Annotated in this window: 18 protein-coding genes; 17 read left to right on the top strand and 1 reads right to left on the bottom strand. The window is 56.2% G+C overall.

What is annotated here, in order from left to right:
- The first annotated feature begins 117 nt into the window (after window positions 1–117).
- The 10 genes from BMZ81_RS01355 to topA all read left to right on the top strand — a co-directional run bounded on the left by BMZ81_RS01355 (window position 118) and on the right by topA (window position 12,247).
- On the top strand, window positions 118–1,209 hold the full coding sequence (locus BMZ81_RS01355) for a PucR family transcriptional regulator (protein WP_091127805.1): 1,092 nt from the start codon (window positions 118–120) through the stop codon (window positions 1,207–1,209).
- Window positions 1,210–1,442: 233 nt separating this feature from the next.
- Window positions 1,443–2,135, top strand: coding sequence for a cell division ATP-binding protein FtsE (gene ftsE / locus BMZ81_RS01350; RefSeq protein WP_091127804.1), 693 nt, complete (start codon window positions 1,443–1,445; stop codon window positions 2,133–2,135).
- A complete protein-coding gene (ftsX, locus tag BMZ81_RS01345; RefSeq protein WP_091127803.1) occupies window positions 2,128–3,015 on the top strand; it encodes a permease-like cell division protein FtsX in 888 nt (295 codons plus the stop codon). Before ftsE ends, ftsX begins: the two co-directional genes overlap by 8 nt.
- A gap of 55 nt (window positions 3,016–3,070) precedes the next feature.
- A complete protein-coding gene (locus BMZ81_RS01340; protein WP_242942532.1) occupies window positions 3,071–4,303 on the top strand; it encodes a murein hydrolase activator EnvC family protein in 1,233 nt (410 codons plus the stop codon).
- Window positions 4,304–4,362: 59 nt separating this feature from the next.
- Window positions 4,363–5,133 (top strand): hypothetical protein, encoded by a 771-nt coding sequence (locus BMZ81_RS01335; RefSeq protein ID WP_091127802.1) that lies wholly within the window; start codon window positions 4,363–4,365, stop codon window positions 5,131–5,133.
- 257 nt (window positions 5,134–5,390) lie between these two features.
- Entirely contained in the window at window positions 5,391–5,864 is a 474-nt protein-coding gene (greA, locus tag BMZ81_RS01330) for a transcription elongation factor GreA (protein ID WP_091127801.1), read from the top strand.
- Between the two features lie 12 nt (window positions 5,865–5,876).
- Entirely contained in the window at window positions 5,877–7,820 is a 1,944-nt protein-coding gene (lysS, locus tag BMZ81_RS01325) for a lysine--tRNA ligase (RefSeq protein WP_091127800.1), read from the top strand.
- A gap of 91 nt (window positions 7,821–7,911) precedes the next feature.
- On the top strand, window positions 7,912–8,673 hold the full coding sequence (locus BMZ81_RS01320; protein WP_091127799.1) for a TrmH family RNA methyltransferase: 762 nt from the start codon (window positions 7,912–7,914) through the stop codon (window positions 8,671–8,673).
- Between the two features lie 17 nt (window positions 8,674–8,690).
- Window positions 8,691–9,869 carry a DNA-processing protein DprA gene (gene dprA, locus BMZ81_RS01315; protein WP_091127798.1) on the top strand — a complete coding sequence of 393 codons (1,179 nt, stop codon included), beginning with the start codon at window positions 8,691–8,693 and terminating at the stop codon, window positions 9,867–9,869.
- A 44-nt stretch (window positions 9,870–9,913) separates the two neighbouring features.
- Complete coding sequence (gene topA, locus BMZ81_RS01310; protein ID WP_091127797.1) at window positions 9,914–12,247, top strand: type I DNA topoisomerase; 2,334 nt, start codon at window positions 9,914–9,916, stop codon at window positions 12,245–12,247.
- On the opposite strand, the gene BMZ81_RS01305 is transcribed toward topA, so the two are convergent.
- Window positions 12,244–12,492 (bottom strand): DUF6809 family protein, encoded by a 249-nt coding sequence (locus BMZ81_RS01305; RefSeq protein ID WP_091127796.1) that lies wholly within the window; start codon window positions 12,490–12,492, stop codon window positions 12,244–12,246. The two genes, topA and BMZ81_RS01305, sit on opposite strands and share 4 nt — an antisense overlap.
- Window positions 12,493–12,566: 74 nt before the next feature.
- Here BMZ81_RS01305 and BMZ81_RS01300 point away from each other — a divergent pair, with 74 nt between their 5' ends.
- The 7 genes from BMZ81_RS01300 (at window position 12,567) to BMZ81_RS01270 (ending at window position 19,896) form a co-directional block, all read left to right on the top strand.
- Window positions 12,567–12,779, top strand: coding sequence for a helix-turn-helix domain-containing protein (locus tag BMZ81_RS01300; protein ID WP_091127795.1), 213 nt, complete (start codon window positions 12,567–12,569; stop codon window positions 12,777–12,779).
- Window positions 12,780–12,784: 5 nt separating this feature from the next.
- Window positions 12,785–14,092: a methylenetetrahydrofolate--tRNA-(uracil(54)-C(5))-methyltransferase (FADH(2)-oxidizing) TrmFO gene (gene trmFO / locus BMZ81_RS01295; RefSeq protein WP_091127794.1), complete on the top strand. Its 1,308-nt coding sequence runs from the start codon at window positions 12,785–12,787 to the stop codon at window positions 14,090–14,092.
- On the top strand, window positions 14,089–15,123 hold the full coding sequence (gene plsX, locus BMZ81_RS01290) for a phosphate acyltransferase PlsX (RefSeq protein WP_091127793.1): 1,035 nt from the start codon (window positions 14,089–14,091) through the stop codon (window positions 15,121–15,123). The genes trmFO and plsX overlap by 4 nt, the downstream gene beginning before the upstream one ends.
- An 82-nt stretch (window positions 15,124–15,205) precedes the next feature.
- Window positions 15,206–15,454, top strand: coding sequence for an acyl carrier protein (gene acpP / locus BMZ81_RS01285; protein ID WP_091127792.1), 249 nt, complete (start codon window positions 15,206–15,208; stop codon window positions 15,452–15,454).
- 52 nt (window positions 15,455–15,506) lie between these two features.
- Window positions 15,507–16,187 carry a ribonuclease III gene (gene rnc, locus BMZ81_RS01280; RefSeq protein WP_091127791.1) on the top strand — a complete coding sequence of 227 codons (681 nt, stop codon included), beginning with the start codon at window positions 15,507–15,509 and terminating at the stop codon, window positions 16,185–16,187.
- A gap of 187 nt (window positions 16,188–16,374) precedes the next feature.
- A complete protein-coding gene (locus tag BMZ81_RS01275; protein ID WP_242942531.1) occupies window positions 16,375–17,220 on the top strand; it encodes an undecaprenyl-diphosphate phosphatase in 846 nt (281 codons plus the stop codon).
- Between the two features lie 102 nt (window positions 17,221–17,322).
- Window positions 17,323–19,896, top strand: a complete 2,574-nt coding sequence (locus tag BMZ81_RS01270) for an FtsK/SpoIIIE family DNA translocase (RefSeq protein WP_091127789.1) — start codon at window positions 17,323–17,325, stop codon at window positions 19,894–19,896.
- The last annotated feature ends 435 nt before the right edge of the window (window positions 19,897–20,331 follow it).

Raw genomic sequence — 20,331 nt, 5'->3', positions numbered from 1 at the left:
CGAATTTTTTGTTGAAAAAAGAAAAAACATCTTGCATTTTGACAAAAATGTCGATATAATATAGCCATTGACAAATTGCACAAGGAGTCCCGCGTAATTTAGGTGAGGAGGACGACCATGTCTGGAAGAATTTTTCAAAATGTGGTGCTGCAGCTGAAGGAGAACACAGACCGCACGGTTGGTGTGATTGACGGGGAGGGTATCGTCATTGCCTGTAGCGAACTGTCCATGATCGGCCAACGCTGGGCGGAACACGTGTCGGTGATCAACAATGCCGCCGGTGTCATGGTTTCTTCAGATGGAAAAACATTCAAGGCACTCAACGGGTGGGGCAATCAGTTTGATTATGCGGCGTTTGCCTTTGGCGACAATGAAATCAGCAAAACAGTCTGCGCGATGGCCACAGTGGCCTTGAATTCTGCAAAGTCCTATTACGAAGAAAAGCATGACCGGGGATCGTTTATTAAAGATATTATCTCGGACAATATCATGCTGGGAGACATTTACATGCGGGCCAAGGAACTGCGGGTGGCTGCAGATGTCCCCCGGGGCGTGTTTGTGGTCCGCTCCATTAAAAAAGGAGAGTCTGTTCCAACGGATGTGATTCAAACCCTCTTCCCGGATCGGCAGAACGATTTTGTCCTCAGCGTGGGAGAGGGAGACGTGGTTCTGATCCGCCAGATGTCTGAAGGGGCTGGCGTGAAGGAGCTTAACAAGATTGCAGTATCCATTGAGGAAGCGCTCCGCTCCAGCGGCGACAGCACGGTTGTGGTTGGTATCGGCACAGTAGCGCTGCACCTGCGTGATTTGGCTAAAAGCTATAAGGAAGCCCAGATTGCCATTGAAGTCGGCAAGGTCTTCGATACAGAAAAATATGTGATCAATTACGAAAACCTGGGTATCGGCCGCTTGATTTATCAGTTGCCCACGACCCTGTGTGAGATGTTCCTTCAGGAGGTTTTCAAAAAGAACCCCATTGATGCGCTGGATAAGGAGACGCTCTTTACCATCCACAAGTTCTTTGAGAACAATTTGAATGTCTCTGAAACGGCGCGGAAGCTGTTTGTCCACCGAAATACCTTGGTGTACCGTTTGGAAAAGATTAAAAAACTCACCGGACTGGATCTGCGTGAATTTGACGATGCCATTACCTTTAAGGTGGCATTGATGGTTAAGAAGTATTTGACTTCCAGAGGGATTGATTCTTAAGCCTGCGATTGACAGGGCGCCTTTTAAAAAGGGCGCCCTGTTTTTTTGTGTGTGACACTGCCTTGGAAGTTGTAAACAATTGTAAACAGTGGTTGCATTGCTGTGGAAAACTGTATATAATGTGCTTTAATGAAAGATTATGTCGACCTGGCTGCCGAACAGGGAATTCACTGCGGGAATTTCCGGCGGCCGGGCCGTCTTTCCGTAATTTTGAAATAGAGCGAGGTGCCTGCATGATCCGCCTAAAAGATGTGGAAATGGAGTATGAAAACGGCACAAAGGCCATCCAGGGAATTTCTCTGACCATTGAGGATGGAGAATTTGTCTTTTTGGTGGGGCCGTCCGGATCCGGTAAGTCGACCATTATTAAGCTTTTAACCGGGGAGGTGGAGCCCTGCGGAGGCCGGATTATGATCAACGGCTTTTCTGTCAGCAACATCTCGGAAAGACAAATTCCTATGATGAGGCGGACTCTGGGCGTTATTTTCCAGGATTTCCGTCTGATTGAAAAGAAAACCGTTTATGACAATCTGGCCTTTGTCATGCGGGCTGTTGGGGCAAACCCAAAGGAAATACGCAAGAGAATTCCCTATGTGCTGCAGTTGGTGGATTTGGAGAACAAGGCCAACAGCTTTCCAACAGAACTCTCCGGCGGAGAACAGCAGCGGGTGGCCATTGCCCGGGCATTGGTGAATAATCCCACCACCATTATTGCCGATGAGCCCACTGGCAATTTGGACCCGGATCGCTCTCTGGAACTGATGAGTCTGCTGGTGAAGATTAATCAGCTGGGAACCACCGTGGTGGTGGTGACACATGAAAAGGATTTGGTGGACCGCTTCGGAAAACGAGTGGTAACCATTGATGCCGGCCACGTGATTAACGACAGCGTCGGTGGCTATGTGGGGGGGCGAATCCATGGGTAAGCATGATTTCCGGTATTTTTTTCATGAAGGTCTTTCCAACATGTTCAGCCACGGATTCATGTCCTTTGCGGCCATTGGAATTACCGTGGCGTGTCTTTTGATTATGGGAACCTTTACACTGGTGGCGGTGAATGCCAATGGTTTGCTGCAGGATTTGGAGCAGGAGAATGAAATTCTGGCCTATGTGGATGAAACCTACAGTGAGGCTCAGGCAAAGGCACTGCAGAGATCGCTGGAGGAGATTCCAAATGTTGCCTCGGCGACCTATATCAGCAAAACGCAGGCAATGGCTGATTTTGAGGCCCAGTACCCAGACGAGGAGATCCTGCAGGATCTGGATCCGGAGATTTTAGAGGACCGATACGCGATCAAGCTGGTGGATTTGGAGCAGCAAAAGCAAACGCTGCAGCAGGTCAAGGAAGTGACCGGAATCGTGGATATCAGCGCATATGAAGAAATTGCCAACGGCTTTATTACGGTACGGAATGTAGCAACCGTGGTATGCGTTGCCCTGATTGCAATTTTGTTTTTGGTATCGGTATTTATTATTTCCAACACGATTAAGCTGACCACCTTCGACCGGCGGGAGGAAATTGCCATTATGCGGATGGTGGGCGCGACCAACGGATTTATCCGCTGGCCGTTTGTGTACGAGGGATTTATGATCGGCTTTTTGGGTGCGGTCATTTCCTTTTTGCTTCAATGGGCGCTGTATGAGGCGGTGTCGCGCGGCGTGGATGCCAATGATGCTCTGCAGCTGATTAAAGTAATCCCCTTCAGCAAACTATGGGCCCCTGTGGCGGCGGTCTTTGCCGGCGCGGGCATTCTGGTGGGCGTGGGCGGCAGCCTGTCTGCCATCCGGAAATTCCTGCAGGTTTGAGAAAGCGTGGATAGCGGATGGCTGAATGATATCTTGCTTTTAGGAGGAGAGGCACATGAGGCAGATGCGGCGGATAGGACGTATCCTGATGGCAATGGCCTGCGTAATGATTATGCTGTCAGTAGAGTTGACGCCAGTCATGGCCGTTACTTGGGCGGATATTGCCGCTTTGAAGGATGATGCCAGCGATTTGGGCAGCCAGAAAAAAGAACTGCAGGCCAGGCTGGACGCGCTGGCAAACGACAAGAGTCAAGCGATGGCCCGGAAAAAACTGCTGGATCAACAAATTGCGAATACTTCTGCCCAAATTCAAAATGTTGAGAGTCAGATCAAAAATTACGAGGCACTCATCACACAGACAGAAGGGGAACTGGTGGACGCCCAGGAGCGTGAAGCAGCGCAGTATGAGTTGTTTTGCAGTCGTGTTCGGGCGATGGAAAAGCGGGGCGAGGTCAGCTACTGGTCCGTATTGTTTCGCGCCAGCAGTTTTACGGACCTGCTGTCTCGATTGGATATTATCAATGAGATCATGGATTCCGATCAAAAGGTGATTGACGAGCTGCAGGCCCTGCAGCTCGAAATTGAGGAAAAAAAGACGCAACTGGAGGACAGCAAAGCGGAAACGGAAGCGGCCAAAGCGGATCTGGTTGCAAAAAAAACAGAGCTGAACAGTCAGAGAACGCAGGCCAACCAAGTCATCCAGCAGTTGGTGAGCAATGAAAATGAAACGGAAGCAGCCATTGACGGCTTGGAGGAGGAAGAGGCGGCAATTCAGGCTGAAATCCAGCGTCTGAACCGGGAATTGGCGGCCCAGCAGGCAGCCAACGGCCAATCCAGCCAATCCAATCCCGGCGGCTATATCTGGCCGGTAGACAGCCGCTATATCACCTCCACAGTTGGCGGCCGGGCATCTCCAGGCGGAATTGGATCCACGAACCATAAGGGAACCGACATTGGACGGGTTGGGTATACCAGTCCTATTTATGCATCTAAGGCGGGGACTGTGATTGTGTCTCAGTACTCCAACTCCTATGGTAATTATGTGGTCATTTCTCACGGCAGCGGCAACACCACACTATATGGACATATGTCCAGCCGCAAAGTGACAGTCGGACAGTATGTAAATCAAGGAGATGTTATCGGGATTACCGGTTCCACGGGCAACTCCACCGGCCCGCACCTGCACTTCGAAATCACGGAGAACGGTGTGCGGGTCAATCCCCTGAACGATGGTGCAGAGCCGCGTATGGGCTACCTGACTGGGTACACACTTTCCGGCACGGCCTGATTCTTGTGCGACATAAAAATGCCTCCCGCTCCATAAGCATGGAGCGGGAGGGCTGTTTTATGATCGGATTGATTTTGTGGACGACACCGGAGAACAAAAAAGGCATGAAAGTGCGGGAGCGGGGCATCCTGCACATGCGGTTTGCCGCCGTGGAGATTCCAAAGGGCCCAAAAACGCCGGAGGCGGTGCTGCGCCGCCGGGTGACCGCTGCAGCCAAGCGGCTGCAGCGGTCGGGTGTGGTTAGGGCTGTGCTTCCACCGGATTTTGCATATCTTCCGCAGTTGGAGAAGTGTGGGGTACGTCCGGTATCAACCTTGGCGCTGCGGCGTCAGCTGGCTGCCGACTGGGCCTGCACTGCCATGGAAAAACGAAACCTTCCGGCAGGCAGTACCAAATTGGCGGTGGTATCCCGGCAGCTGACCGGAGAACTGGTGCGGACAGTGACAGAGCTGTCCTTGCGAAACCGCTATGTATTGCTGGATCTGCCCTATGGCGGAGAGGAACTGTGCCGGCAACTGCGTCGGGAGTACGGAGTTTCCCTGCTGTTAGGGCCTGGCAAGGAGCAGTTGGAAGCAGCTGAGGTCTTGCTGCTGTTTGACGAAAGGGAGGATTTGGAACGAAAAAACCAAGTGGTTCTGTGCCTTTTTGAAGGGGCCAAAGACCCACTGCCGCCATTGGTGCTGCCTCCGGCACTGGAGGAGCAGCTGCCCGGAGGAGCCGATCGCGCCCAACTGCTGGCGGCACTGCAGGAAGCCGGCGCACTCCGGCCGGGACAAATTGCCCTTGGGAGGGGAACCGATTTCAAGGCACCGGAGAACCCAGAGAAATAGGCACGCAGCCGTTTTACCAAAGTCTGAACTTAAAAGAGCAGACTTCAAAGGCCGATTGGAAGGATGAGAAAGCCTGGATCCGCGGCGATATTTGATGGACAGCGGCAGAACGGACTGCATCAGGCGCTTTTCCGCTTCGCCCTTGACATTCGGAAAACCAGCCTCTATAATACTACACTAATGATAAAATAGAATAAGTATGTGCTGGGGAAAGAGGGACCTTCCCTGTCAAAAGATAGCAGAAAGGATCAACCAATATGGAAAAAGAGTACAAAATGAGCGCAGCCCGCGCCCAGGAACTGCAGGAGGAGCTGAACTATCTCAAAACTACCCGCAGCGACGAAGTGGCTGAACAGATCAAGGTGGCCCGGGGATTCGGCGACCTCTCTGAGAACAGCGAATATGACGAGGCAAAAAATGAGCAGGGCAAGCTGTATTCCCGCATTGCAGAACTGGAAGAGATCCTGCAGCATGTGGTGATTGTGGACGAGAGCAACGCTCCAACCAACGTTGTTACCATCGGCTGTAAGGTCACGGTGGCGGATGCCAGCGGCAAAAGTATGCCTCCCTATAAAATCGTGGGTTCCCAGGAGGCGGATCCGATGCATGGCGTGATCTCTGAGGAATCCCCCTTCGGCAAGGCGCTGCTGGGTGCTAAAGAGGGAGACGCTGTGACGGTAGAAGCTCCACGGGGCACCATTACCTACACAGTACAGAAAATCGAGCGGTAAGGGAGAAGAGAGATGGCTGAACAGAAGATAAACCAGCAGCCTCAGGCGGAGGAAGATCTCAGTCAGCAGACAAAAGTTCGCCGGGAGAAGCTGGCGGCTTTGCAGGCTGCTGGGGCAGATCCTTTCCAGCAGACCCGCTTTGCCTGGGATGCGACCTCCCAGCAGATCAAAGATAATTTCGAGGCCATGGAAGGCCGGGCCGTGAAGGTGGCCGGTCGCCTGATGAGTAAGCGGGGCATGGGCAAGGTCAGCTTCTGTGATCTGCAGGACCGGGACGGTCGGATTCAACTCTATGCCCGCCAGGACGAAATGGACGAGGCGGTTTACAAACAGTTTAAAAAATACGATATTGGTGATATTGTGGGTGTGGACGGAGAGGTTTTTCGTACCCAGCGAGGCGAGATGAGCGTTCGGGCAAAGAATATCACGCTGCTGAGCAAAGCACTGCTGCCCCTGCCCGAGAAGTTCCACGGTCTGCAGGACCGGGAACTGCGTTACCGCCAGCGGTATGTGGACCTGACGGTAAATCCGGAGGTGAAGCGGAATTTTGTCATCCGCTCCAGGTTTATCAAGCACGTCCGGGACTTTCTGGACGGCCGCGGCTATATGGAGGTGGAGACTCCGGTTCTGAACACCATCTCCGGCGGTGCCACCGCCCGGCCTTTCATCACGCACCACAACACCTTGGACATCGATATGTATATGCGTATCGCCACGGAGCTGCCCCTGAAGCGGCTGCTTGTGGGCGGGCTGGACCGCGTGTATGAAATCGGCCGCATTTTCCGCAACGAGGGAATGGATCCAAAGCATAATCCAGAGTTTACCACGGTGGAACTCTATCAGGCGTATGCGGACTTCAACGATATGATGGATCTGTTTGAAGAACTGCTGTCTTCCGCCGCACAGGAGATTCTGGGCACTTATCAGGTCCAGTGGCAGGGAGAGAATATTAACCTGACTCCGGGCTGGCCCCGTATGACCATGGCGGAAGCCGTAAAGCAATATGTGGGAATCGACTTTATGGCCATCGATTCCGATGGAGCGGCTGTGGCCGCTGCCAAGGCCATCGGCGTAGAATTGCCGGAGACTGCTGATAAAACCTGGGGTAATGCCCTGTATGAGTGCTTTGACCAGCGGGTGGAGGAAAAGCTGATTCAGCCGACCTTTATCACGATGCACCCGGTGGATGTGAGCCCGCTGGCCAAGCGGTCCCCTAAGGATCCCCGTCTTACGGAGAGATTTGAGCTGTTTATCTGCCGGAGCGAGATGGGCAATGCCTTCTCAGAGCTGAACGACCCCATCGACCAGAAGCAGCGCTTCCAGAAGCAGGTGGAGCTGCGGGATAAGGGTGACAGCGAGGCCAGTATGATGGACGAGGACTATATTACCGCTTTGGAGTATGGTCTGCCCCCCACCGGCGGCCTTGGTATTGGCATCGACCGCTGTGTGATGCTGCTGACAAACTCCGACACCATTCGGGAAGTCATTCTCTTCCCCACGATGAAGCCTCTGGATGCCCCGGCTTCCCAGAAAGCGGAAAAGGCAGCAACTCCTACTGTGGAAATGGCTGTGGAATCTATCGATTTTTCCAACGTAAAGATCGAGCCGCTGTTTGAGGAAATGGTGGATTTTGAGACCTTCAGCAAGTCTGATTTCCGTGCAGTCAAGATCAAGGAATGTAGCGCCGTGCCCAAGAGCAAGAAACTCCTCCAGTTTGTTTTGGATGACGGAACGGGTACAGACCGCACGATCTTGAGTGGTATCCATGAGTACTACGAGCCGGAAGAACTGATTGGCAAGACGGCAATCGCCATCGTGAATCTGCCCCCGCGCAAAATGATGGGGATCGATTCCTGCGGCATGCTGATTTCTGCCGTCCATGAGGAGAATGGCAGTGAGGCACTTCACCTGCTGATGGTGGATGACCGGATTCCGGCGGGAGCGAAGCTGTATTAAGTACGGACTGTGCTGACAGGAACAGTCCTGATATGAAGAAATTTCCCGCCCTATGGGCGAAATGATACGGTCAGAAAAGGAGGCACCAGCCATGGAGACGATTACCAGCCGGGCAAACCCGCTGTGCACCCATCTCCGAAAGCTGGCTGCCTCCGTTTCTTATCGCCGCCGCAGCAGGGAATTCCTGTGTGACAGCCCAAAGTTACTGGAGGAGGCCCTGCTTTGGAAAGCGGAGCTTCACACGGTGGTGTGCACGGCAGAAGTGCCCCTTCCGTCTCTTCCGGCAGGGGTTCGCTGTGTTCAGGTTCCATCTGATGTAATGAAGTCCATCTCCCCGGCGCAGACGCCCCAGGGAATTCTCTCTGTGTGCGGTCTTCCGGACCGCCCTTTGCCGGACCGGCTGCCGGGCCGACGATACGTCGTGCTGGACGGGGTACAGGATCCCGGCAATGTGGGCACCATCCTCCGCACGGCGGATGCGTTCCGGGCCGACGGGGTGTTTTTGGTAAATGCCTGCGCAGATCCATATAACCCGAAGACCGTCCGGGCCTCTATGGGGGCGGTATTCCGCTGCCCGGCATGGAGCTGCGGCATGAAGGATCTGCGGATCTTGTTGCGGGAAAGTAACCTGCCGCTGTACGGCGCCGCCCTGCGGAGCAACACGGAGGATGCCCGCACAGTGAATTACCACCGCTGCGCGCTGGCTATCGGCAGCGAGGGAAAAGGACTTTCCGGGGAGTTGCTGGAATGCTGCAACAAAACCGTGCTGATCCCGATGAGTGCGCATTGCGAGTCTCTCAATGCGGCGATTGCCGCCACTGTTTTGCTGTGGGAGGCTGCCCGCGATGACTGAGGAAAGGGGAGAGGAAAATGCTGAAGTACTGGCTGTGGCTGACGGAGCTGCCGGGGCTGACCAATCAGTCCCGTCTGGCGCTGCTTCACCATTTCGGTACGCCGGAGGACGTCTTCTATGCAGATGCGGGAGAAATCCTCTTGACGGAAGGACTTTCCCGGGAGCAGGCGGCCCGGCTGGAAAACCATGATCTCTCCGGTGTGGATCGCATTCTGGCGGACTGTCAGCAGTTGAATTTGCGGATTTTGACCATTCAGGACGCGGAGTATCCCGGTCGCCTCAAAAATATCTACGACCCGCCCTGCCTGCTGTACATGCGGGGGCGGCTTCCCGTCATGGACGAGGAGGCGGCAGTTGCGGTGGTCGGCACCCGGGACTGTACGCCCTATGGTGTGAAATCCGCGGAACAGCTGGGATACGGTTTGACATCTTGCGGTGCGGTTGTCGTCAGTGGACTGGCCCGCGGCGTTGACGCGGCGGCCACCCGGGGCGCGCTCCGGGCCGGCGGGCCGACAGTTGCCGTGGTCGGCAATGGCCTGGATGTGCTTTATCCGCCCGAAAACCGCTATCTGTACGAGGACGTGGCTGCGGCCGGCGCCATTCTCTCGGAATATCCGCCCGGCACGCCGCCGGAAGGCCGGCATTTTCCTGTTCGAAACCGCATCCTCTCTGGTCTTTCCAACGCCGTTCTGGTAGTGGAGGCACCGGAACGCAGCGGCGCGCTGATTACGGCGGAGACCGCGTTGGAGCAGGGGAGGGATGTATTTGCAGTGCCCGGTCCCATTGACGCTTCCACCAGCGTTGGCTGCAACCGCCTGATCCGGGATGGCGCGGGCGTGGCGGCAGAGGCCTGGGATATTCTGCGGGAATATGAGGCCCGTTTCCCGGACAAGCTGCACGCGGAAGGGGTGCGCAGCCGCCCGGTGACCTTGGGCTACCAAGCCCGGCAGAAGACGGAGGCAAAGCCTGTGCCGCCCTCTTTCAGCTTGTCAAAAAATGAGCAGGGTCTGACGGACGATCAAATTCGGCTCCTGCAGATACTGACTGGGGATCCCCAGCTGGTGGATGATTTAATTGAAAAAAGCGGCATTCCAACCCGGCGGGTATTGTCCGCGCTCACTGTACTGGAACTGGAACATCTGGTGGAGCAGCACAGCGGGAAGCGATATACCCGTACGGTGACGCCTGTGGAATAAAGTGTAAGGAATAATTGCGCCCTGGCGGGCGCTTGGAGGTAACTATGGCAAAACACAGCCTGGTCATCGTGGAGTCCCCCGCGAAGGCCAAAACCATCGGCAAATACCTGGGCAAGGATTTCACGGTGAAGGCATGCATGGGGCACCTGCGGGATCTCCCCAAAAGCGTTCTGGGTGTGGATCTGGAGCATGACTTCGAGCCGGTCTATAAGCCCATCAAGGGCAAGGAAGAGATCATCGGCGATTTGAAAAAAGAGGCAAAGGCAGCGGACACTGTGTATCTGGCCACTGACCCGGACCGCGAGGGTGAGGCCATTTCCTGGCATTTAAAGCAGCTGCTGGATCTGCCGGATGAAAAGAGCAAGCGGGTGACCTTCAACGAGATCACAAAGAATGTGGTACAGGAGAGCATCCAGGAGCCCCGGGAGATTGACCAGAACCTGGTAGATGCCCAGCAGGCCCGCCGTATCCTGGACCGGATTGTAGGCTATGAGCTCTCGCCCCTGCTGTGGAAAAAAATCCGGCGGGGACTATCTGCGGGCCGCGTCCAGTCCGTGGCCACCCGCATGGTGGACGACCGGGACCGGGAGATTGAGAGCTTCCAGCCCGAGGAGTATTGGACGCTGGACGCCAATTTGATTGGCGACGATATGAAAAAGCTCCCTTTTGCGGCACGTTACCACGGTAAAAACGGCAGGAAAGCCGAGCTGAAATCCGCTGAGGAAGTGGAGGCCGTGGTGCAGGAGACGGAAAACGCTCCCTTCCTGGTAAAGTCCGTGAAGCGGACTGACAAGCAGCGCAGCCCCTCGCCGCCCTTTACCACCTCCACCATGCAGCAGGAGGCGTCCCGGAAGCTCTCCATGACGCCCCGCCGCACCATGGCCATTGCCCAGCAGCTCTACGAGGGCGTGGACATTGAGGGGGAGGGTACCGTGGGCCTTATCACCTATATGCGTACCGACTCCCTGCGGATTTCCGAGGAGGCGCTGGCCGCCACCAAGGAGTTTATTTTGGGCCGCTACGGCGAGGCCTACTACCCCGCCCAGACCCACCGTTACAAGGCCAAGGCCGGGGCTCAGGACGCCCACGAGGCCATCCGGCCCAGCAACGTATCCTGGACGCCGGAGATGCTGAAAAAGGATTTGACCGGCGAGCAGTACCGGCTTTACCGCCTGATTTGGAGCCGGTATGTGGCCTGCCAGATGGCCAACGCCGTGTATGACAGCGTGGCCGTGGAAATCGAGGCCGCAAGCCACAGCTTCCGCACCAGCTCCTCCAGTCTGAAATTTTCCGGCTATACCGCTGTGTACGAGGAGGGCAAGGACGAGGAGAAAGAGGAAAAGCACTCCCCGCTGCCGAACCTGCGGGAGGGGGAGACCCTGACGCTGAAGGATTTCTCCCGGGACCAGCACTTCACCCAGCCCCCCGCCCACTATACCGATGCCACCCTCATCCGCGCCATGGAGGAGCAGGGCATTGGCCGTCCCTCCACCTATGCCCCCACCGTGTCCACGATTTTGGACCGGGAGTACGTGGTGAAGGAGGGCAAGTACCTCCACATCACGAACCTGGGCCGGGTGGTGACGGAGCTGATGAAGGACAAATTCACCGACATTGCCGATTTGAAGTTCACCGCCAATATGGAGCAGAAGCTGGACTCCGTGGAGGAGGGCAGCACCCCCTGGAAGGGCGTTCTGCGGGATTTCTACGGCGACTTTGACAGAAATCTCAAGCAGGCGGAAAAGGACCTGGAGGGCACCCGCATCAAGGTGCCGGACGAGGTGTCCGACGAAAAGTGCGACCTGTGCGGACGGAACATGGTGGTCAAGTCCGGCCGGTTCGGCCGTTTTCTGGCCTGCCCCGGGTATCCGGACTGCAAGTTCACCAAGCCCCTGGTGGTGGAGATGCCGGGCTGCTGCCCCAAGTGCGGCGGGCGCATTTTGAAGAAAACGTCCCGAAACGGGTATACCTACTATGGCTGCGAGCACAACAGCGACAAGGACGAGGCCACGAAGTGCGACTTTATGACCTGGGATGTGCCGGTGAAGGACGACTGCCCGGTCTGCGGCCACACCCTGTTCAAAAAGTCCGGCCGGGGCTTTAAAAAGCCCTTCTGCATCAACCCGGACTGCGCCAACTTCCTGCCGGAGGACAAGCGGGGCTATCCCAAGAAAAAGCCCGCTGAGGAGAAAAAGGACGGCGAGGCCCCCGGCGAGGAGACGGCGGAGCAGGAGAAAAAGCCCGCCCGGAAGACTGCCGCCGGGAAGACGGAGACAACCGGGAAGAAGGCCCCCGCCAAAAAGGGCACAACCAAAAAGACGGAGGATGCCGCTGAAAAGCCCGCCGCAAAGAAGACGGCCGGGAAGGAGCAGGCTTAAGCCAGCTCCCGGATTGCCTGCCAGACGGCCTGAAACAGGGCTTCCTGTTCCAGAATTTGCTGCTCGCACCAGACGTCGCAGAGCTTTTCCAGCCGCTCCTTCTGAGGCTTGGAAAGCTCCTGCTCCAGCGCATTCAGATGCTTGTCCGCCAGATGGCAGACGGTGCGGTATTCCTGCCCCGTCAAAAAGGCGGAGAAGCGGTTTTCCAGCACGTAGTCATACAGGGCCTGCATGGTTTCTGTCATAAAAATCAACTCCAATATGTAATTTAACTACGTATAATATATATGCGGTTAAACTGCTTGTCAAGGGGGGCGCTATGAGTATTTTTGCGCAGCGTATGCGAGAACTGCGGCATGAAAAGGGAAGGACGCAGACACAGATGGCAGAATTGATTGGAATCAAGCTGCGGGCATATCAGAACTATGAGTCGGGGACTTCGTATCCGGAGATTCCCAACCTGATGAAGCTGGCGGATTATTTTGATGTGACCACAGACTATTTGCTGGGCCGCAGTGAGGAGAGGAAGTGACGACCATGCATGTAACAGTCATCGGCGCGGGTCTGGCGGGCAGCGAGTGCGCCTGGCAGCTGGCAGAGCGCGGAGTGGATGTGACTTTGTGCGAGATGAAGCCGGAGAAGAAGACCCCCGCCCATGAGACGGCGTATTTTGCGGAGCTGTGCTGCTCCAACTCCCTGCGCTCAGACCAGCTGGAAAACGCAGTGGGGCTTTTGAAGGAGGAGCTGCGGAGGCTGGGCTCGCTGATTCTCCAGTGCGCCGACGCCACCCGCGTGGAGGCCGGCGGCGCACTGGCGGTGGACCGTCACGGCTTTGCCCGGATGGTGACGGAGAAGGTCCGCAGCCATCCCCGCATCACGGTGGTGGAAAAAGAGGTGACGGAGCTGCCCGACGGCGAGGTGGTGGTAGCCTCCGGCCCCCTGACCTCCGATGCCTTGGCGGAGCGGCTTTTGCAGCTGCTGGGGGCGGACAGCGGCCTCCACTTTTACGATGCGGCGGCGCCGCTGGTGTCTGCTGAGAGTGTGGATATGAATTACGCCTGGATGGGCTCCCGGTACGACAAGGGGACGGCAGATTATGTCAACTGCCCCATGAACCAGGAGGAGTATGACGCCTTCTGGCAGGCGCTGACCACTGCGGAGGAGGCCCCGGTCCACGGCTTTGAGGACGGAAAGGTCTTTGAGGGCTGCATGCCGGTGGAGGTCATGGCCCGCCGGGGCCACGACACACTGCTGTACGGCCCGCTGAAGGCCAGGGGACTGGACGACCCCCGCACCGGCCGCTGGCCCTATGCCGTGGTGCAGCTTCGGCGGGACAATGCCGACGGCACGGTGTACAACCTGGTGGGCTTTCAAACCCACCTGCGCTTTCCGGAGCAGCGGCGGGTGTTCTCCATGATTCCGGCCCTTCACGACGCGGAGTTTCTGCGTTACGGCGTTATGCACCGGAATACGTTTTTGAATTCTCCCCGGCTTTTGGATCGGTATTACCGGCTGAAAAGCGAGCCCCGCATCTCCTTTGCCGGACAGATGACCGGTGTGGAGGGATATGTGGAGTCCGCCGCCAGCGGCTTTCTGGTGGGCGTGGAGACGGCCCGAAGGCTGCTGGGCAGGGCGCCGGTTGACTTTCCGCAGGAGACCGCTATCGGCGCGCTGGGGCTGTATGTCAGCAACCAGTCCATCACCGTGTTCCAGCCCATGAACATCAACTTCGGTATTATACCGCCGCTGGCTCACCGGGTAAAGGGCAAGCGCAACAAGAATGCCGAGCTGTCCGCCCGGTCGCTGGCGGTGATTGAGACGCTGAAGGAGGAGGTTTTGCCATGAAGGTGATTGTAGATGCCATGGGCGGTGACAATGCCCCCTTGGAAATTGTCCGGGGCGCGCTGGCGGCTCACAAAAACCAGGGGGTTGAGATTCTGCTGGTGGGCCGGACGGCGGAGATTCTGCGGGCTGTGGAGGCCTGCGGGGAGAAGACGCTGCCCGCAGGCGTAGAGGTCAAGGACGCCGCCGAGGTGGTGGAGATTTCCGACGACCCGGCCACCGCCTTTAAGATGAAGCCCAACTCCTCCCTGACCGTGGGACTGAACCTGCTGAAAGATGGTGTGGGAGATGCGTTTGTCTCCGCCGGCTCCACCGGTGCGCTGCTGGCGGGCGCCACCTTGCTGGTCAAGCGGATCCGGGGGATCCGCCGGGCCGCCATGGGACCTGCCGTCCCGGTATACGGCGGACACCTCATTCTGTGCGACTGCGGCGCCAACGCCGAATGCACGCCGGAATACCTGCTGCAGTTTGCCTTTCTGGGCAGCTTTTACGCCAGGAAGGTCATGGGTGTTGCAAAACCCCGGGTGGGCCTTTTGAACATCGGAGCCGAAGAGGAAAAGGGCGACACGCTGCGCCATGAGACCTACCAGTTGCTGGACGCGGCCGGAAAAGAGGGACGGATTCACTTCATCGGCAACATTGAGGCCAACGACGCCATTATGGGAGGGGCCGACGTGGTGGTGTCCGACGGCTACACCGGCAACATCATGCTCAAGAGCCTGGAGGGCACCGCGAAGTTTTTGATGAAGGAACTGAAGGAGGCCTTCCTCTCCAGCACCAGGTCCAAGCTGGCGGCCGGGCTGATGAAGGGCGATCTGGATCGCCTGAAGCGGCGGGCTGATCCCAGTGAAATCGGGGGAACGCCCTTTCTGGGAATTTCCCGGCCGGTCATTAAGGCCCACGGCGGATCTGACGCCAGAGCCATTGAAAATGCCATTCTCCGGGCCGGGGAATATGCCGAAAGCGGCTTTATTGCAGACATCGAGGCCAACATTGATTATATGCGCGTCAAACCCGCTGTGGAAAAAGTTTGATTTGCTATTGACACCGGCGCGCCACTTGCCGTATGATGTCCCCAGTAAGAACTGTCATATAATTCCTTGAGGAGTGATCAGCATGTCAATTGAGGATATTTTCCAGACAATGAAAAATTTAGTGGCCGAACAGTTTGCCATGGAGCCGGCGGAGGTCAGCATGGATACTTCCTTTGAGGAGGATCTGGGCGCCGATTCCGTGGACGTGGTGGAACTGGTGATGGCCATCGAAGAGGAGTTCGAACTGGGCGTGACCCAGGAAGAGGACCTGAAGGCACTGAAGACCGTTGGCGATGCCGTGAATTACGTTGCGGGGAAACTGAACGGATAACATACAGGGATTGCCCCGCTGGAAGCGGGGCTTCCTTTTGGAGAGGAACACCATGCAGGAACTGGAGCAAAAACTGAATTATACCTTTCGGGACCCTGCCCTGCTGCGGGAGGCGCTGAGCCACAGCTCCTATGCCAATGAGCACCGGGCTGCCCACCTAAACAGCAATGAGCGGCTGGAGTTTTTGGGAGATTCCGTTCTGGGCTTCGTCACGGCGGAATTTTTGTTCCGCCAGCATCCGGATCTGCCGGAGGGGGATCTGACCCGCATCCGGGCTGCGCTGGTGTGCGAGCAGAGTTTGTATGAGGTGGCGCGAAAGCTGGATCTGGGCCGCTACCTGCGGCTCGGCCGCGGTGAGGAAGCCGGGGGAGGCCGGGAGCGGACCTCGATTCTGGCGGATGCTACAGAGGCGGTATTTGCCGCAGTTTATCTGGACGGCGGCATAGACGCGGCCACTGCTCTGATTCACCGGTGTCTTTTGGATGCCGAGCGGGAAGAGGTGGTTGAGGAGCGCCGCCGGGATTATAAGACTGCCCTTCAGGAGTTGATCCAGCGCCATGCGGACCAGGTGCTGACCTACCAGATGATCGGTGAGCAGGGTCCGGATCACGACAAGACCTTTGTGGCGGAAGTGCAGCTGAATGGCAGCGCCGTGGGCACCGGATCCGGCCACAGCAAGAAAGAAGCCGAGCAGGCCGCGGCAAAGGCGGCACTGGAGATCATGGAGAAGTAAGCGGTGGAATTCCACCGCTTTTTCCATTTGCAGGACCGGCAGCGGAAGAAACGGGGCGAACCCGAGGAACCGACTCATTTATAAAAAAGAGAGCTGCTCGTCAGCTCTCTTTTTATCTGGGCCAAATACCTCTGGAATTCGCCCAGCGGTCGTGGTATACTTATTCTCACATGAGATATTTAGGAGCGTGAGCGGATTGTCACTGTTATCTTCTTTTTTCCTGGGACTCATCCAGGGTATTTCAGAATTCCTGCCCATCTCCAGCTCGGGGCATCTCTCCATTGCCCAAAATTTGCTGGGGATCCAAGCTGCTGGTGCAGAGCATGTGTTTTTTGACGTGTTGCTGCATCTAGGTACGCTTTTGGCAGTGTTTGTGGCCTATTGGGATGATATCGTGGAAATGATTCAGGCCTTTTTCTCCATTTTCGCGGATTTGCGCAGCCACCGCCGTATCGCTCCGACACCCTCTCGGAGGTTGATTTTTTTAATCATTGTGGCCACACTGCCGCTGTTTGTAATTCTGCCAATCAAGGATGCTGTGGAGTCCCTGTATTATAACACGGTGTTCATCGGCTTCGCGCTGTTGGTGACAGGCGTCTTACTGTTTCTCTCTGATCGGGTGAAACGAGGGCGCAAAACAGAAAAGACCGCCACTGCACTGGATGCGCTGCTGGTTGGCGTCGGCCAGGCCATTGCAACCTGTCCCGGAATTTCCAGATCTGGCATGACCATCTGCTCCGGCATGTTCTGCGGCTTTGAACGGAAGTTTGCCGTCCGCTTTTCCTTCCTGATGTCCATTCCCGCTGTGCTGGGAGCCAATATCCTCAGCATTGCTGATGCGGCAAAGAGCGACGGTATTGATTTGGCGCAGCTGCCGGTCTATTTGGTGGGCGTGGTGGCCGCCGCAGTTTCTGGATATTTATGCATCCGGTTGCTGCGCATGATCGCGGACAAGGGCCGATTTGGCTGGTTTGCATATTATTGCTGGGCGGCAGGCCTTGTGACGCTGATCTTAACATGGATTCAGAAATAAAAGCAGCACCAATCGAAACATGAAAATATACAGCGTTTGTCTCAAAGGATGATATTCCAGGGCAGATAAGTGCCCTTATCCCTCGAAGGAGGTACATGGATCGTGGCATCTACCACACAGAAGAAAACGGGAACAACCACTAAAAAGGGAACAACCAGAAATGGTTCCTCCCGCGGAAAAAAGATCGCGGCTCCGCAGAAGCGGCCTATCCGCAGGGAGGTTGGCGGCGTGGTGCTTCTGGTACTGTCCCTTTGCGTCATTGTCAGTTACTGCGGTGTCAGTGCGATTTTACTCGACTGGCTTGCCATACTGCTGAAAGGCCTGTTTGGCTACGGCTATTGGCTGGCGGGGCCGGCCTTGCTGCTGGCGGCCGTGATTCTGCTGTTTCACCACGGCAGGCCAGTGCAGCTGCGGACAACCTGCGCGCTGCTGATTCCGGTGCTGTTTGGTGCATTGTTGCATATGGTGCTGGTCACCAAAGAGTATAATCCTGGCTTTGGTGTACTGAAGGCTCTGTGGAAGGACGGCGTGGCGATGAAGGCCGGCGGAGCGGTATCGGGGTTCCTAGCTGGCGGTTCGGTGGCTGTTTTGTCCAAAATAGTGTCTATTATTCTCTTCACCGCTCTTTTAGTGATTCTGGTAATGGTAGCCCTCCGACTGACGGTGGGCGCCCTGATTGAAAAGCATAAGAACCGTCCCGTCTATGAAGAGGAGCCGGAAAGAACAGAACCGGCGATTCGGATGGTGCCGCTGGAGATGCCGAAGCGCGCTGCAGATGCATCTAAGCCGAAACCGATGATTGACATTCCCCTGGATGATGAACAGCCAGCACAGATTCCGGCTGTAAAGGAGCCTGGGCGCTTTACCAGCTTTTTCCGGCACAAGTCTGCCCAGCAGAAGACCCCGGGTGAGGTCCTTACAGGAATGCCGGAAGAAGTGCCGGCGGAGAAGCCAAGGCCGCTTACCGAGGAGGCGGCACCTGCAGTCAAGAAGCCTGCGATACCGGCGATTCAGCCGCTCTCTGTGGAGACGGATCCCGCTGCTCCGGTAATGGAGGCACCGTCCCCAAAAACCGTTGCCAATGAGGTGGCGGCTCAGACAGCCGCTGTCACAGAGGAGATTGCGCAGAAAATGGCAGCGAGTGGAGAAAGCTACCAATTTCCGCCCATTACGCTGCTGCGGCAGAATCAGGGGGAGAATTACACGGAGACAGGCGCAGAACTGCGCAATAATTCCCGCCGCCTGGCCGAGACCCTTACCAGTTTCGGCGTGGATGCCACGCCTGGAGAAGTGGTGCATGGGCCGTCCGTTACCCGCTATGAGTTTATCCTGGATCAGGGCGTAAAACTATCCAAGATCACAAATCTGGCAGATGACATTGCGTTGGCCCTGGGCGCCAGCGGTGTCCGGATTGCACCCATCCCGGACAAGATCTCCGTGGTGGGCATTGAGGTGCCGAACAAGCAGGTGACATCCGTGCTGATCCGGGATGTGATTGAGTCTCGGGATTTCGTGGAGCACAAATCAAAAGTGGCCTTTGCCTTGGGCAAGGACATCGGAGGCAGCTGTATTGTGGGCAATATTGAAAAGCTGCCCCATGTGCTGATTGCCGGTACCACCGGATCCGGCAAATCTGTGTGTACCAACTCTCTCATCATCAGTTTGCTGTACAAGTCTACACCGGATGAGGTCCGGTTTATCATGGTGGATCCCAAAATGGTGGAATTGGCACCCTATAACGGAATCCCCCATTTGCTGATTCCGGTGGTTACGGATCCGAAGAAGGCCGCAGGAGCACTCCAGTGGGCTGTGTTCGAGATGATGAAGCGGTATAAGACCTTTTCTGAGTGCGGTGTGAAGAAGCTGGAGGAGTATAACAGGCTGGCCCGCGCTGATGAGGAGCGGGAGACATTACCTTCCATCGTGGTGGTTATCGACGAGTTGGCTGATTTGATGCTGGTAGCGGCAAAAGAGGTGGAAGAGTCCATCTGCCGCGTAGCGCAGATGGGGCGTGCCGCCGGTGTGCATTTGGTCATCGCCACCCAGCGGCCCTCTGCCGATGTGATTACTGGCCTTATGAAGGCCAATATTCCAAGCCGGATTGCATTTGCGGTGGCGTCCTCTCTGGAATCCCGCATTATTCTGGATACTACCGGCGCGGAAAAACTGGTCGGTAAGGGAGATATGCTGTATGCTCCGCTTGGCATTGGAAAGCCGATGCGGGTCCAGGGCTGCTTTATTTCACCGGAGGAAATTGAACAGGTCGTGGACTTTGTCAAGCAGTCCGGCGAAGCCCAATACTCTGACGAGGTCATTGCCAAGATTGAGGAGTCCATGCAGGAGAAAGAGAAAGGCAGCGGCACCAAGGGGAGCGCTGCGGCGGATCCCTCCAGTGATGAAGGGGATGAACTGCTGCCCGCTGCAGTGGAGGTCGTATTGGAAACCGGACAGGCCTCCGTCTCCATGCTGCAGCGGCGGCTGAAGCTAGGCTACTCCCGGGCAGCCCGCCTCGTGGATCAAATGGAGGATCGGGGAATTGTTGGGCCATTCGAAGGATCCAAACCCAGGCAGCTGTTGATTACCCGCGCCCAGTGGCAGGAGATGCAGATGGGAGGCGGTGCCCCGGAAGATAACCAGGAGGATGACGAAGTGCCGTTTCCTGTGGATGAAACGTAACAAGACGTAACTTGGAAAAAACCACGTCTTGACAAATCTGAAGAAACACGTATAATGAAAGATACGCAAAAGCGATGACAAAGCCAGTTTTGTGAAACCGGTCTTACAGCGAGAGGGAGTTGGTGTAAGCCCTTGACCAATGCCACAAAGCAGCCACTTTTGAGCAGTCCGCGATGAGCGGAACGGTTCATCCACGTTATCGGATGGCATGAGATGTCCCTGGATGGGACAGATCAGGGTGGTACCGTGGAAGGTTTTTTCGCCCCTGACGTGAGTCAGGGGCGTTTTTTTATCCCCATCCGGTGATGGAAAATGCGGTATCATGCAGGGAATTCCACATCAAACAGAATTTGTTGTCGCTGTCTCTGTGCCGTTGGCGGTTCCTCGGCCGAAGCCGCTGCGGTGTATCTTCGTAAAATATGATGATTATGCAGC

Origin of the sequence: Oscillibacter sp. PC13, from assembly GCF_900115635.1 — a bacterium.
Lineage (GTDB): Bacteria > Bacillota > Clostridia > Oscillospirales > Oscillospiraceae > Oscillibacter.
Note: the sequence above shows the minus strand (reverse complement) of the source record. Positions and strands in the feature narration are given on the sequence as shown.